Genomic DNA, 14,345 nt, shown 5'->3' on the forward strand with positions numbered 1-14,345 from the left:
ATGGTGGCAGGAGGTAAGCGATGCTGTCCATGGGAACGGTCCGCTCCGCCGGCGGCGCTGCCACATATTTCGCCAGCGACAATTACTATACCGCCGAACAGTCGGCGGAATCCTCGCAATGGGCGGGGCAGGGGTCCGCCTCGCTCGGTCTGGATGGCCAGGTCGAGCATAAGACCTTCGAGAAGCTGCTGAACGGCGAGCTGCCGGACGGCCGTCAAGTCGGAACCCCCGGCAAGCACGCCCATGGCTCGGATTTCACATTCTCGATGCCCAAGAGCGCGAGCCTGCTGGCCTATCTCTCGGGCGACAAGCGTCTGCTCGATGCCAATCGCAAGGCGGTCCTCGCCACCATGAAATGGGCCGAGAAGAACCTTGCCGAAGCGCGGGTGAAGATCGACGGCAAGGACGTCGCGGTGCGGACCGGCAATCTCGTCTATGCGCTGTTCCCGCACGACACGAGCCGAAGCCTCGACCCGCAGGCGCATATCCATGCGGTCATCGCCAATATGACGCAGATCCCCGAGAAGTACCGCGCGCCGGATAAGGTCGATCCGGCCACCGGAGAAGTGGTCCGCGATGACGGGTGGCGGGCCTGGCACAATGGGGCGATGTGGAACGCCAACACCACGCTCGGCTCCATCTATCATGCGACGCTCCGCAAGGAGATCGAAGGGCTAGGCTACAAGACCCGCCTCGAGGGCAAGCATGGCGCGTTCGAGATCGAGGGCCTGAACAAGGAATCGCTGGAGGGCTTTTCCAAGCGCCGGGCTGACATCAAGGAGCGCGCGCAGGAGCTGGGCATCCAGTCGCGCGAGGGGATGTTGGCCGTGGCCTTGCGGACCCGCGACCCCAAGCTCGACGCCGGCGACCGTGCCGAGCTGCTGGACAAGTGGCGTACCGAAGGTGCGGAATATGCATACAATGGCGATGCGGTTTACGCGCAGTCGCTGCGCCAGGCAGAGCCGGGGCGCATTGTTCGCGGCTATCAGGCCGTCACGGACGCCATTCGTAGCGCGATCGCGATGCTTGGGGAGAAAGCCGCGCGGGCCGGCGATCCTCTCATCGACCGCGACCTGGCCCGAGCCACGCGCGATCCTGCGGTGGCCAGCGCGCAACATGCCGTGGCGAGTGCCATTCGCGTGCTGACCGAGCGGGAAGCCGCCTTCAAGCCGCAGGACGTTTTGAAGACGGCGCTGGACCTTGGCTTTGCCAATGTGACCCACGAAGAGGTCGAGGCGCGTGTTGCCGCGCTGACAACGAAGGGCGAGCTGATTGCTGGCTCGTCGGGGCGCCTCGATGAGGGCGGCGATCTCCTCACGACAAGGACGGCACTGGCACAGGAGCAGGCCATCCTTTCCGGCATGGACGAAGGGCAGGGCAGGGGACGGCCACTCATGGATGCGGCCGTTGCTGCCGACACCTTGCAGCAGTTCGCCGGCGAACGATCTCTCAATCATCAGCAGCTCGCCGCCGCGATCGATCTGGTCTCCAGTCCGGACCGGTTCGTGCTGGTGCAGGGCAGGGCGGGCGCCGGCAAGTCCACGATGTTGCAGCCCGTGGCGCTGGCCGAAGCCATGGATACTGCGATCCGTGCCGCGAGCGCGCAGGGCACGCAGACCCTGCTTCTTCAGAGCGATCCCAAGGGCGAGGCGCAGGCCCTGGCGTTTCAGAACAAGATGGTTGCGGATCTTCGCGCCGATACCGGCATGGAAGCCTCGACCGTCCACGGCTTCCTCGCAAAAACCGAGCGGTTCCTGAAATCCGATCCCGATCCCGTGAAACTGGAGCAGGCCAGGGCTGAGCTGGCCGGCAAATATCTGGTCCTCGACGAAGCCTCGATGATCTCCACCGAACAGATGAGCAAGCTCGTCGCCGTCGCCAATCTCATGGAGGCCGGGCGTCTCGCGATCATCGGAGACCGCAAGCAGCTCAGCGCGATCGAGGCCGGCAAGCCGTTTGCGATCATGCAGGCCCGCCGCATCAAAGACGAGCAAGGCATCAACGAGGTCAACATCAACATGCGCCAGAAGACGCAGGCGATGCAGCTCGTCGCCGATCTTGCCGATCGCGGCAATTTGCTGGGCGCTGTGTCAGTGCTGGGCGACCGCGTCGTAGAGACCAAGGACCGTGTAACCGAGTCCGCCAACGCCTGGCTTGCCTTGTCGCGGCAGGACCGAGCGCACACCACACTGCTTCCCTCAAGCAAGGATGCCCGCGCGCAGATCAACGAGATCATCCAGTCCGGCTTGAAGGACGAGGGCACGCTGACCGGCGAGGGAAGGGCGTTTGTGGTGCGCGAGCGCATCGGCCTGACCCATGAGGAGCTGCGCTATGCCCATTTCTGGAAACAGGAACAGGCAAGCGTGCTGGAGGTGCGCGCCGCCCGCAATCCGCTGGGCCTGGCCAAGGGTGAGTATCGCATCGCGCGGATCTACGAGAACGGCCGCGTGGGCCTTATCGACGAGAAGGGGCGCAAGCACCGCATCGATCCGCGCGCAATCAGCTCGACCGACCGCCATGACGGTCTGCAGCTGGCGAAGGAGAAACAGATCCGCCTGCACGATGGCGAGACGATCCGCTGGACCGACAGCGACAAGCGGGACGGGCGGGGGATGCTCAACGCCACGATCGCGCAGGTCACGAAAGTGGATGCCGATTCCGTCACTGTGCGCCTTGCCAGTGGGGAGGATCGGGTGCTGATGAATGGCGACCCGATGCTCAAGCGCATCGATCTGGCCTACGCGATCAACACCCATATGGCGCAGGGCATCACCAACCACACGGTCTTTGCGGTTATGGGCGCGGCCGAGCGCAATCTGTCGAATGCGCGCGCCTTTCTCGTGAACATGACCCGCCAGCAATATGATGTGCGGCTCTTCACCGACAACAAAAGCAAGCTGATCGCCCAGCTCTCCCGCAACGCCGGCGACAAATATTCAGCGCTCGAGGTGACGGGCAAGCTGGAGGTTGAGAGCATCCTGAAAGGGCAGGGCGGGCTCGAGACAAAGGCGATTGCCGATCTGGCCAAGCTCGACCTTGGAGGCCTGTCCGACCGTGCTGCGCCTATCGGCTCCAATGGCCCGAAGCAGGAGGCTTCTGCCCCGGCACCTGCGCTCCAGCGCGATCGATCCAGATCGCTCGAACTCTGATCCAACGCCACGGGACCAACAAACATGCGCATCATCATCATCCTGCTCGTGCTGATCGGCCTTGTGCTGTCCCTTGATCGCAATTTCGGGATCAAGTCTCCGCAGGCCTTTCTCGACCCGACGCCGACGATGCGCGTAAGCGGTTGCCGGGCCATCGACGGCGACACCCTGCGATGCGGGGATCGGCGCATCCGCCTGCTCGGGATCGATGCCGCCGAGCTGCCCGGGCACTGCCGGCGCGGGCGCGACTGTGCCCCCGGTAATCCGCACGCCCAGCATCGTGCGCTTAAGCGAGCGGCAGTCGGCGATCTGCTCGTGCGTCCGGTCAAGAAGGATCGCTACGGCCGTCTCGTCGCCGTGGTCGAGACGCCCGAGGGACGCAACCTCAGCTGCGCCATGCTGGAGGCTGGCGCGACCTACAAATCCCAATGGGATGACGGCAACCGCATCATGACGGTGTGCCCGATGACTGTCGTAAGAAAGGGGACAATCGAATGAAGTTGAAAGCACTGAGGCTGGCTGCGATCGGCGCGGTCGCGATCGTGGCGATGCCAGCGGCCAATGCGCAGGACTCCCAGCGTGTTACAGAACTCTACCACATTTTCGATTTCAAGACCGACGCCAAGCGCGCGCCGATGATCAAGGCCCTGCAGGACGGCCTCAATCCGAACATCTCGAATTCGGATACGACGACGCCGCTCGTCATAGGGCCGCCGCACGAGAAGCCAGGGCGGTTCCGGTTGGTCAATCCGTTCGAAAACAGCCCGTTCGCGGGCATGATCTCCAGCGCCCAGATGGCGAGCGTGAAACAGGCGCGCTGCGATGGCGCGGTGTGGATCAGCTCGGCCGTGCGCAAGGTGCGCGGATCTCAGCAGCTCATGATGACCATGTGCCTGTTCCCCTATGTTGAGGGCTATCAGCTCGATGTCTATGCCGTGGACATCAAAGAGCAGGGTGGGGGGCTATCGGCCCGCCTCGGCCGCGCGCTCGGCCAGGCCGTGGTCGGCAAGCCCGACGACTGGACCAACAAGACGATCCTCGACGTCGTGCGCCGCGTCCGGACCGACACGGGAGCGACCGTCACCTATGTCGAAGGTCAGCCCGAGTTCGTCGGCACGCCTTGGGAAGATGGTCCGCGCATCACGCCGGGGGAGGGCGACAAGACAGTCGATCCGAATTGATAGGTAGAGGGGGGCCGGAGAACGCCGGCTCCTCGCCGCTGCTGCGGACATTCCAGTGAGCGTGGTGGCAGCACTAAACCGGCCGAATGTTCAACATCTCAATGCGACTGCCTCGAAACTTAACCTGCTTTTGACACTTGCGTGACAGAATCGCATGATGTCTCGGCAGTATCCCCGTCGGAACGTCAACAAACGGCACGGAAAGCGGCGCCCTTCACGGCCGGAAACGACGCTTGAGACGGCCCTCCGTTATAGCATCATCGCCGCTGCTTCCGGTGTCGGCATCGCTTTCGCTACTCACACTTGGGAAGCGGCTCAGGAGCGTCAGGCGATCCTTGACGCTTTACCGGTTGGATATACCTATCCGGGCTGTGACCAAGTTCGCGAGGCAGGCGTCGCACCAATCCAAAGCTACGAGCGAGGGTTTTCGGAGCGCTTGGACGGCGATGGAGACGGTATCGGTTGCGAGCCTTACCGGGGTCAATAATCGCTGCCACAGCTGGATCTGAGCCGCCCCTTAAAGCCTGAAGTAAGTTCATCACGGCGATCGCGGCATAGCAATTGACCATTATTGAGACGACCCCGTTCGTTTCCACAATAATCGCTAATCGGCGATTCCGTATCTCGTTGGCCTGCCGTAGCTCGCGATTCCCGCGCTCCAGCGCCTTCAGCCGTTCTGCCAGTTCGGTCGGAACGCCGGCCCGCTTCCCACTGTTAACCTCGGCCTTCTTCACCCAATCCAGCAATGTGTTTCCTGAGCAGCCGATCATGGCTACTATCGATGTTATCGCTGCCCAGCGGCATGGCTATTCGCTCTCGTGATCCAGCACCGTGCGAACTGCCCGCTCACGAACCTCCGGTGCAAACTTGTTCGTCATCTTCCTCATCGTAGACCCTTCCTCTCAGGAGTTAGGGCATCCGGCTATCCCCGGGGCGGTTCGTTTGAGTCCCAGCTTCCAAGAGCGGAGTCACAGGCAAATCCAAAGCCGCACGTTTCTCGGACGGGATTGATTCGGCAGAAGGACGAGAATAGGGGCGCAATTCGCAATCATAATACTGCAGCGAGCTAATTCTGGTACGAAAAATCATGCTCGGGAGATGCACAGATGGATTACCCATTGCCTCTCAAACTGAGACATTGTTGCAGTTCCTCAGAGAGCCAAAGCGTTCTCCAGCGGGGCACCGCCGAACGACGCTCCCGTTGCTTGGTAGGCCGCAAACCGTCGGGACGGCGGCATTTTCAGCCGCTCGTTTTACGGACGTTGGCTGGAAGCTTTATCGTACTTTGGGGCTTAGGGTTATCTACAGAAGCACTCGCAGATTCTCCACCGAGCAACACAGAATCAAATCAGATCGTAGTTACCGGGTCTCTATCGGATGCGCCTAATGAGGACAAAACGGCCTCCCTCCGGATTTTGACAGGTCAGCAGCTCGAAGCAAATAATATCAGCTCGATGTTCGATTTACCGAGCGTATTGCCGTCATTGCGAACTCCGTCATCGGGTGCGCCTGCAGAAGGAGCGTCCTTCAGACTTCGAGGCTTTGGTTCCCCTGTGTTTCAACTGGGCATCGAACCTGCGGTCACGACCTTCGTTGATGAAGTGTACCGAAGTCGATCCGGCATGGTCGCGGGCAATCTCTTCGACATAGAACAGGTGGAAATTCACTCGGGGCCTGTGGGCACTAAATCAGGGACTAGTGCGACCGCCGGCGCTGTTCAGATCCTGACAAAAAAGCCGAAACTCGGGACTTGGGAAGGCCGCGCCGACGCAGAACTAGGTAGCTACAGGCGCGCAACCATCCAAATGGCGCTGAACGCGCCGCTTAGTTCCACAGTGGCCGCTCGATTTACGGGCTATCGTAGCAAGGGTGACGGCTTGGTAGGGGATTTCTGGCAACCCTCTCGACGCCACAATGATTTAAATCGTTACGGACTGCGAGTGCAGGTCCGTATCGTCCCCAGTCCGAATTTTACGCTGGACTTGGCGGCCGACATGGGTCGAACTGCGGAGCATTGCTGTGCAACCGTGCGGTTAAACAGGTACGTTACGCCGTTTGAGACAGTCATAGCCAAAACGAATGTAGCGCCCGAGCCCGCGCGATTACAAACACTGATGAGTGACCTTCAGCGTTCTTCTGTGCGCGACCGAGGAGCTGCCAGCACAGCTAATCTGAACGTACTCCCTAACGTCGTCCTCACCAGTATCTCCAGCTACCGCCGATTTGGCAGCCATACTTTGGCAGAAGGCGATTTCACCGGCGCTATGTTGGCGAGTATCGATACCACCATTACGAGCGAAATCTTCACACAGGAGCTGCGTCTATCGCGGATGGCGGATTTAGAGGACGGTCCAAGAGGATCGTCTTGGCGCTTAGGCGCCTTTTTTCGGAGCGAACGAATTTCTCGGCTTCGACAGTATGATTGGGGCGCAGACACTCGACGCTTCTTTCCGCCGGTACTCAGCCCCGCCGTTGGACGCGGAGCGTCCGACGACCTTGTGCAGAAGGCGAAAAGCTTCGCGATCTTCGGCAACATAGACGTGCCGCTCGCGCGTAGCATACAACTGAATGCTGGCGGCCGAATTGATGTCGATCGCAAGTTTGCCAGAGGTGTTTTTGATCAATCTGTTCTGATTGTCCTGCCACGCGTAAACCCTCGATTTGAGGCGCGTACTCACACAGTTGTGCCAAGCTGGACAGTTGGCATCTCTCATCATCATTCAGACACGCTATCGACGTACTTTTCTTACGCACGTGGTTACAAGGCAGGGGGAATTAACCTGGCTCGTGAAGCTTCTGGCTTGATTGGTGCGGCTGCCAACCCGGGCTTTGATCCTGAAACGGTTGATCACGTCGAGTTGGGCGCAAAAGGGCAGATTCTACGGAACAAGCTGAGCTTCTCCGCCGCGTTCTTCCTCGACCAATATCATCGTGTACAAAACCAAATATTTGCGCCTCCGGTTTTTTTCGTAACAAACGGAGCAGGGGCTCTTATTAAAGGCTTCGAGTTAACAGGCGAGTTCAGCTTGGTCACTGGCCTGGCTATTTCTGGCGATATTACGCATCTCCATACCCGCTTCGACCGGGGAACTGATCTTGGCAACGGCGACGTCGGCGGCGCGGCCTTGGGCTGGGCGCCCAGATGGAGCGGATCAGTCGGAGCCGATCTGAACTTCCCGATAGATAAAAAATGGCGTGGTTTCGGGTCTATGCGCCTGATGCTGAGCAGTTCGTATCGGGCGTCCGTGAACGTTAACCCCTTCAGTGGCGTAAACGCTACGCAATTGCTCACGGCTCGTTTTGGTCTTGCCCGTAAAGGGGCGCGCCTGTCCATCTGGTGCAAAAACTGTCTGGACGAGCGATATGCCGAAGTTATCCTGCCTAATCCCATCGATAGTCGGGCGTTCGAAAGCTATCAGGGCCAACAACGCCAAATGGGAGCCGCCATTGCTCTCACTTTTTAGAATACCGTCATGAGGCCGTACACAAACCTAAATAAAGAATACGGGTTCAGGGGGGGTAGCCGCGTTCGGAAAAGTTGAGACATTGCTTCTGAGGCTGGAGGCTGGCCATAGATCTGGGCGACGGGCGTAATTATCCCCAAGAAGGTCATTATGCTCTTGTTGATACCGGCCCCAGACCCTGGCCACAATCTCTCGTTCCTCGGGCCCCACCGCCGCGGCGTAAATTGATGTGGTCTGGATATCGGAATGTCCCAGCCATCGTTGCACCAGATTTAATGGTGCTCCAGCACCGAGGGCTGCAACGGCAAAACCATGACGGAACCCTTTAGGTGACGCCTGCGGCCCCCGAATATTTGCTGCCCCCAGGACAGCATTTACGTGACGCCACGCAGTCGTCCTCGACCAAGCCCATAGGCGTCCCCCACTCCTGATCGCTTTGATATCCAAGAGAAGAGCGACTAACCCACACGAAACTGGAACACGCCGAAATACACCGCGCTGCCGCCTTTTAAGCGTCTCAAAAACAATATAGAATTCTCGGCTATCAATTCTATCTTGGTCTATAGCGAGCGCTTCGGAGATTCGGCACCCTGTTTCCGCAAGCAATCTGCAGAAGGCGTAGATTTCATCCGAAAATTGTCGTGATACGTCCAAGAATTCCTTTATCTCGCCACGATTTAGATACTTACGGCGTCCATATTCGTTGAAAACTGACCAATGCATATTCCAACTCTCTAATGCCAAAGATTTAAAAAAAATCTGTTCTAGTAATAATGTTTTGGATAGTTAAGATAACTATAGGAGTTAGACATTTTTATCGCTATTCAACTCCGCAACATGATAGGTTAAAATGATGTATTTATTGCGCGAATTTGAGATGTCTTCACGATAGTTAATCAAATCAGCTTATAAAAGGCGCGACTTGATAAAAATCGGAACGAATGCGACAAAATGGAACAGAGTGGAACGCTTTACGAAGCGGGATGATCGTCGCGCAGAAACTCTGCCGCTCAGATCTGCTCGTCCACGGTGGGCAAACTAATGGTAACGGTGGTACCGATGCCTTCCACGCTGTCGATCTTCAGGGTGCCGTTAAATTTATCGACGATACGGGAGACTAGAGAGAGGCCAATGCCGCTCCCCTCGATATGGGCAGCATTAGCAGCGCGCGTCGACCGGGCCAGAATGTCAGGGAGAGCAGGGGCCGGAATGCCAATGCCGCAATCCGTAACGCTAATGATGATGTGAGACGCTTCCTCCTGACAACGTAAAGTAATGGGGCCTCTTTGTGGTTGGCAGGAATATTTAACCGCATTTTCCAAAAGGTTCAGGATTGCAATTGAAATCATATCGGCGTCAATAAGGGCCTTAACCGCCCATGCTTGTGGGGCGATGTCGATCTCGATGCGCGCGCCTTGCGCAAGGTCCCTTGCGTGATTGCCTGCCCTCGCTACCAAACCGCCCAACATTGCCGGATGAAGTCTCGGCTGAAACGCGTTTCCTTGCAGTCGGCTTCGGGCAAGGTTGATTTCAAGAGTTTCAACCAAACGAGAAATACCTCTGCGAATTCTGATTATTCTTTGCCGATCGAGACTGTCGCCGGGAGGCAGCCCGAGTTCAAGCCCATCCACATTAGACCGAATGGTCGCCAGGGGCGTTCGATACTGGTGGGATATCACTTCCATGAATTTGACTTGCTGCTCCTGAGAATGCAGTTCAGCACGCAGGGCGTCTTCGGCAATTGCTTTTGCTTCGGCGAGCTGGCGCGTGCGGTCTTCTACCAATGCCATCGCGCGCTGTTCCGATGCTTTGGCATCCGCCAAAGCTTGCCGCTCCATCTCCCGGTTCGCAACTTCTGCCGCCCGGAGTTGAACCACGAGACCGGTCGTAAGTAACAAGGTGAAGACCAGGCTGGAGATCGCGTAGCCATGTGCAGCCCAATTGGGCAGAGAAAGAATGGCGACACGTTGGGCGATTGTTGCAAGCAGGCCGAGATGAAGAATGATGTAGGCGGCAGCATTCAGCCGCTCTTGGCTGCCGCCACGATATGCGGAATGCACGCTAATAGCTGTAGCTAACCATGCGAATGCCAATATTACGAGTTGGCCGGGGCCAGAGAAGTCAATTGTCCTATGAGACAGTGCGAAAAGCATTCCAATTACAGCGAATAAGACGCCTGCCTCAAAAAACTTAGAACAGACCGGGTAACTTTCTGGCATACGGAGTATTCTTCGTGCTGATAGAGAAGACACCATCATTCCAAACCATAGCGACATTCCCATGAAAACATCATTTCCTGTTCCTCCTCTAGGAAAAATTATTAAATGAGAAACGCCCATGTTTCCTGTGTATACTAATATTAGGCCGAGCGTTGATAGAGATATAAGGATATATGATGTCTGTCTCCTAAAGAAGAAAAATACAAGTTGAATAGCGAGCAATATAAACATACCGCCGAACCAGGCTCCCACAAGTATGGCGGATTTAGCAGTATTATATACGTGATCCCTCTTAGGGTATAGGGTCACTGACAGGTTTAACGAAGAATCTATGCTTTCTGCTCGGATAAATACAACAATTGACTGACCTTTATTGATCGAAATTGGAATTCCGTATGATAAATTCGATAAACGGTCTTTAGGAATAGGTCTGTGGTCGCCAACTCTAAATGACAAAAACGAGTTATAGTTAAGTGATGTCTTTTTATCAGCATAATAAATGTCGACGACATCAGTGAAAGATGGATTAATCGATAAGATAAGATCTTGTCTGTCATGAGGGTTTTCTATGGACAGTTTCGTCCAGACAGCCATACGGCGGTAACCCAAATTGATGCCATCTCCATCACTGGCGGAGAATCTCCCCGCCTGTCCGGAGAGGATTTGGGGGAGGGTAACTTTTCGACTTGGATCGAGAAGCTGGTCCATGTGATGATTTAGATCTATGACCCCGTTCAGTACCCTGGGTAGTATCAAATCTACCCTTTCAGCCCTGCCAGACGCACGAGATACGGCCGCCGACGACGCCAGCGCCCAGAAGATGAGGAGCACGCAAGCCATTGCGACGCATGCGGGGCGCCCGTCGCGGCCCCCTTTCTTTGGCTGGGCGGAGAACCTACTGGAATACGTTCTCCACCTATGCGTTCGCGCTGTTACGTAGACAGGTTCTTTTATGCCGCCCATCAAACCTACTCCCCCCATATCGGCGCCTCTCCGCGTCCTGCTTGTGGAGGACGATCAGGATCTTCGCGTCACCTTAGCGGACTATCTGAATGCGCGAGGGCTGGACATAACCGAAGCGATGTCCGGCATAGGCTTCTATCGAGCGCTGCGGTCCTCGGCCTTCGATGTTGCCATTCTCGACGTCAACCTGCCCGATGCAAGTGGATTTGAGTTAGCGCGAGAAATTGCGACCAAGGAGGGGTGTGGGATCATCTTCCTCACAGCTCGGGCGGAAGGAAATGATCGCATAGAGGGCTATGCGGCCGGCGCCGATCTCTACCTAACTAAACCGGTGGAAGGCGAGGAATTGTTTCTCGCTATCCAGAACTTAGCTCGGCGGGTTTCTGGTGGAGCGCGCTCTACGGTTTCTACGCAACCCGGGCATTTAGCTTGCTGGTGGCTCGATATGACTCGTGGCCTGTTGATCGCACCTTCAGGCAGGTCGTTTTCGCTAACAGGACGAGAAATTATGCTTCTTCAATACTTTGCTGAGGCAGGCCAAGGAGCCATTATTACTCGTGTGGCACTTACAGAACTGATGGGTTATGATCGTCTTAATCCTGAAAGCCGCAGTCTTGACGCGGTCCTTCGGCGTTTACGCCAAAAGGTGCACGCGGCAGAAGTGGTGCTACCTCTCCACGCGATCCACTCAGTAGGATTCCGATTTGCGGCTCCGCTTCAGATCACATAAAAAACCTCACGAATGACTGCAACAACTGTTAGATAATCAAGGGTAGAGAAGACGACGGCTCCCATCCATTCGATTAACTTATGAGAACTGTGGCTTTATCCGAACCTACAGAGATAGCTAATCGTGAGAGCGTCAATTCCGTAGCGTCGAACGTATTACCTCGACCATCGAAGCCTCGGCAAAACGCGTTGGTTGCGCTTTTCCCTGTTTAGCGCATAAAAGGCCTTTGCTGCGTTGCAAAATGGATTGTCGGGGGGCGAACGACTTGAACGCCGCAAATCGGCTAAAAGCGCCCCGTCGTCGCGTGTTAATCTTGCGTTCTACAATCCAGCGCTAGCGACATTCGATTGACGCATCGCAAAAAAAGCTAACAATAAGGTCGCAGGGTTAAGTATATGATTTATAATGATATTTATTGTTACATTATACAGCAAAGTGTAACAGTTGGCAATAGCTTCGTTAACAGTTCGTCGCACCTGCGCTCCATCTCGGTAACCTAACCGAGAACGGAGGCGCGGTTGTGCGTGTGCTAAATCTTTGACGTATAGAAATATTGGTTCAAATTTTATTGAATAATTGGTTCTTCCGCCACATTCTTTCTGCGATGCTTAGCTCTTCTCGACCTATGGCAGAGGTGTATATGGCAGTCGTTCTAAGATCTGAATGACCGAGCCACTTCTGCACCATATTCAGTGGTACGCCGGATTCTATTGCTGTTACGCCAAAGCCATGCCTGAAACCTTTCGGGGTGGCTTGAAGGCCTTTAATTCCGGCTGTGTCCATTAGACCATTTATTTTTCTCCACGCTGTCATTCGTGACCATGGCCATAAGCGAACATCACTATTGGAAGATACATTATGAACTTTAACAAGAAGACTGATTAGATCGCTTGGGACCGGGACAGCTCGATAAATTCCTCTTCGTCGTTTTTTTAGACACTCAATAATTATGGATTGAGACTCAATGTCTATATTACGCATCCTCAGTGTGAGCGCCTCAGATATTCTGCATCCTGTTGCCGCAAGGACAGAGCAAAAGGTGTAAACGGCTTCGTCTGCGGTGGACGCGTGGGTCAAAATTGCGTCACGCTCGCGGTCAGTTAAATATTTCCTCCGGCCGTCCTGGCCCATAATCAGGTTAAACATTCTCGTGCTCCCAGATGCTTGACACGCCACCAGAGAGCTCCAAATCAGCGCTTAAAAACGGCTGAAATCCGCCACTTGAAACACTTTGCTGTATTCGGTTGCGTCGGAGGCGATGGCGTCTTCGATTCGGAGAACGTGAGTGGGACAGGTAGACCATAGCTTTGCAGCCGCTTCAGAGAGCGTCGCTGTTCATGCGCTTGCGAAAGCGTGTGAGCTCGTCGTGGTCGTGCGGCTGGTCAATATGTCGGCCATCGCGCTCGCTTATGGCGAGCCTGTCGCTCAACGGCTTCGGGTCGATCTCGCGTCGAAGGCCGCCGCAATGGCGGACGTTTTGGGTGCGGCGGCCTGGAGTGGCGAAGACCTGGAAATGGTCATCGCCGATGCGGATGGTTTTCGTGAAAAGCTGGATTGCGTCGGCGCGAACGATCTTGTTCTCGCTCACGAAGTCGAGCGCCGCCTGCGCGGCCGCTTCTTTGCCGATCAAAATCAGGAAGTCATTCCTTGCCTGGTGACGATCGCAAGAGATATCGAAAGCGAGGACGATGCCGATGAGGTTCTCGACGCTGCCCGTCGTCTCGCCTTCACGCGTCAGCCCGACATTCCTGATCTGAGCCGCGACCGGCAAGCCGTCGCGCAGTATCGCCGAGATATGGCTGCTGCGGTGCTAGCGGTCGAGCTGGCCGCGAACGGTGGCCTTGCTCTTTTGTGGCAACCAGTCGCGTCGCTCGATCGCTCGGCTGATGAGGACGAGGTTCTCTACTGGGAGGGATTGACGCGGCTTGTAGACAGTAATGGCCAGATGTGTCTGCCATCTTCGTTCATTCCCGCGCTAGAACGTCTTGGGTTGGTCAGAGTTCTCGATGCCTACAATGTCAGCCAGACACTGAGCCGGCTGGAGCGGGATCCCTCGCTGACTCTGGGCTGCAATATCTCGGCGCAAAGCGTCCTGCTGGATGGATGGTGGGCGGAGATCATTTCCCGCCTCCAAAGCGACCGAACGCTTGCTCAGCGGTTGGTGCTCGAAATCACCGAAAGCGCGTCATTCCCAGGGATCTCTCTGGCGGTAGATTTCGTCGATCACTTTCGCCGGCTGGGCTGTCGGATCGCCATCGATGACTTCGGGGTGGGTCACGCGGCATTCCGGTACATTGCCGCGCTGCAGCCCGACATCGTGAAAATCGATGCGCTGTTTCTCCGCCGTGCCGCAAGCGGCGATTCCGCTCAGGATCATGCCGCCTTCAAATATCTGGTGGGCTTGGCGGGGAGCTATGCTGCCGTGGTGGTGGTCGAAGGTATCGAGCATGAAGCGGCGGCGGCTGTGGCGCGCGATGCGGGCGCGATCTGGGGGCAGGGCTATCATTTCGGCCAACCCTCGCGCTGCCTCATCGGCCGGCAAATGCCCACGACCCCTCTGATGCCGCCGGTCTCCGCGAGAGGCGGTTTTGGTCAGGGCGACCTTTTGCGGGCCATCTGACCACCGGGCGCAAGCCTGA

At 56.5% G+C, this 14,345-nt stretch carries 10 protein-coding genes and 1 pseudogene; 7 read left to right on the forward strand and 4 right to left on the reverse strand.

Annotated elements, in window-relative coordinates; genetic code table 11:
- The first annotated feature begins 20 nt into the window (after positions 1 to 20).
- From mobF to M2332_RS16675, 4 genes are all read left to right on the forward strand, one after another.
- Positions 21 to 3,149, forward strand: coding sequence for a MobF family relaxase (gene mobF / locus M2332_RS16340; RefSeq protein ID WP_264575014.1), 3,129 nt, complete (start codon positions 21 to 23; stop codon positions 3,147 to 3,149).
- Positions 3,150 to 3,173: 24 nt separating this feature from the next.
- Positions 3,174 to 3,647 carry a thermonuclease family protein gene (locus M2332_RS16345; RefSeq protein WP_264575015.1) on the forward strand — a complete coding sequence of 158 codons (474 nt, stop codon included), beginning with the start codon at positions 3,174 to 3,176 and terminating at the stop codon, positions 3,645 to 3,647.
- Positions 3,644 to 4,330 carry a hypothetical protein gene (locus M2332_RS16350; RefSeq protein WP_264575016.1) on the forward strand — a complete coding sequence of 229 codons (687 nt, stop codon included), beginning with the start codon at positions 3,644 to 3,646 and terminating at the stop codon, positions 4,328 to 4,330. Before M2332_RS16345 ends, M2332_RS16350 begins: the two co-directional genes overlap by 4 nt.
- A 157-nt stretch (positions 4,331 to 4,487) precedes the next feature.
- Positions 4,488 to 4,817 carry an excalibur calcium-binding domain-containing protein gene (locus M2332_RS16675; protein ID WP_413715992.1) on the forward strand — a complete coding sequence of 110 codons (330 nt, stop codon included), beginning with the start codon at positions 4,488 to 4,490 and terminating at the stop codon, positions 4,815 to 4,817.
- 115 nt (positions 4,818 to 4,932) lie between these two features.
- On the opposite strand, the pseudogene M2332_RS16355 reads toward M2332_RS16675, so the two are convergent.
- Positions 4,933 to 5,217: pseudogene (locus tag M2332_RS16355) on the reverse strand (transposase); the annotation flags it as partial.
- Positions 5,218 to 5,592: 375 nt separating this feature from the next.
- Between M2332_RS16355 and M2332_RS16360 the strand changes: the two are divergent.
- Positions 5,593 to 7,794, forward strand: a complete 2,202-nt coding sequence (locus tag M2332_RS16360) for a TonB-dependent receptor (protein WP_264575017.1) — start codon at positions 5,593 to 5,595, stop codon at positions 7,792 to 7,794.
- Positions 7,795 to 7,821: 27 nt separating this feature from the next.
- Here the strand turns inward: M2332_RS16360 and M2332_RS16680 are convergent, their stop codons facing one another.
- On the reverse strand, positions 7,822 to 8,517 hold the full coding sequence (locus tag M2332_RS16680; protein ID WP_413715990.1) for a tyrosine-type recombinase/integrase: 696 nt from the start codon (positions 8,515 to 8,517) through the stop codon (positions 7,822 to 7,824).
- A 287-nt stretch (positions 8,518 to 8,804) separates the two neighbouring features.
- Positions 8,805 to 10,721: a sensor histidine kinase gene (locus M2332_RS16365; RefSeq protein ID WP_264575018.1), complete on the reverse strand. Its 1,917-nt coding sequence runs from the start codon at positions 10,719 to 10,721 to the stop codon at positions 8,805 to 8,807.
- 298 nt (positions 10,722 to 11,019) lie between these two features.
- On the opposite strand from M2332_RS16365, the gene M2332_RS16370 reads away from it, so the two are divergent.
- Entirely contained in the window at positions 11,020 to 11,706 is a 687-nt protein-coding gene (locus M2332_RS16370; protein WP_264575019.1) for a response regulator transcription factor, read from the forward strand.
- A 558-nt stretch (positions 11,707 to 12,264) separates the two neighbouring features.
- Here the strand turns inward: M2332_RS16370 and M2332_RS16375 are convergent.
- A complete protein-coding gene (locus tag M2332_RS16375; protein ID WP_319801500.1) occupies positions 12,265 to 12,852 on the reverse strand; it encodes a site-specific integrase in 588 nt (195 codons plus the stop codon).
- Positions 12,853 to 12,991: 139 nt separating this feature from the next.
- Between M2332_RS16375 and M2332_RS16380 the strand changes: the two genes are divergently transcribed.
- Positions 12,992 to 14,326 (forward strand): EAL domain-containing protein, encoded by a 1,335-nt coding sequence (locus tag M2332_RS16380; RefSeq protein WP_264575020.1) that lies wholly within the window; start codon positions 12,992 to 12,994, stop codon positions 14,324 to 14,326.
- Positions 14,327 to 14,345: the final 19 nt, after the last annotated feature.

Source organism: Sphingobium sp. B11D3A (assembly GCF_025961695.1).
GTDB lineage: Bacteria > Pseudomonadota > Alphaproteobacteria > Sphingomonadales > Sphingomonadaceae > Sphingobium.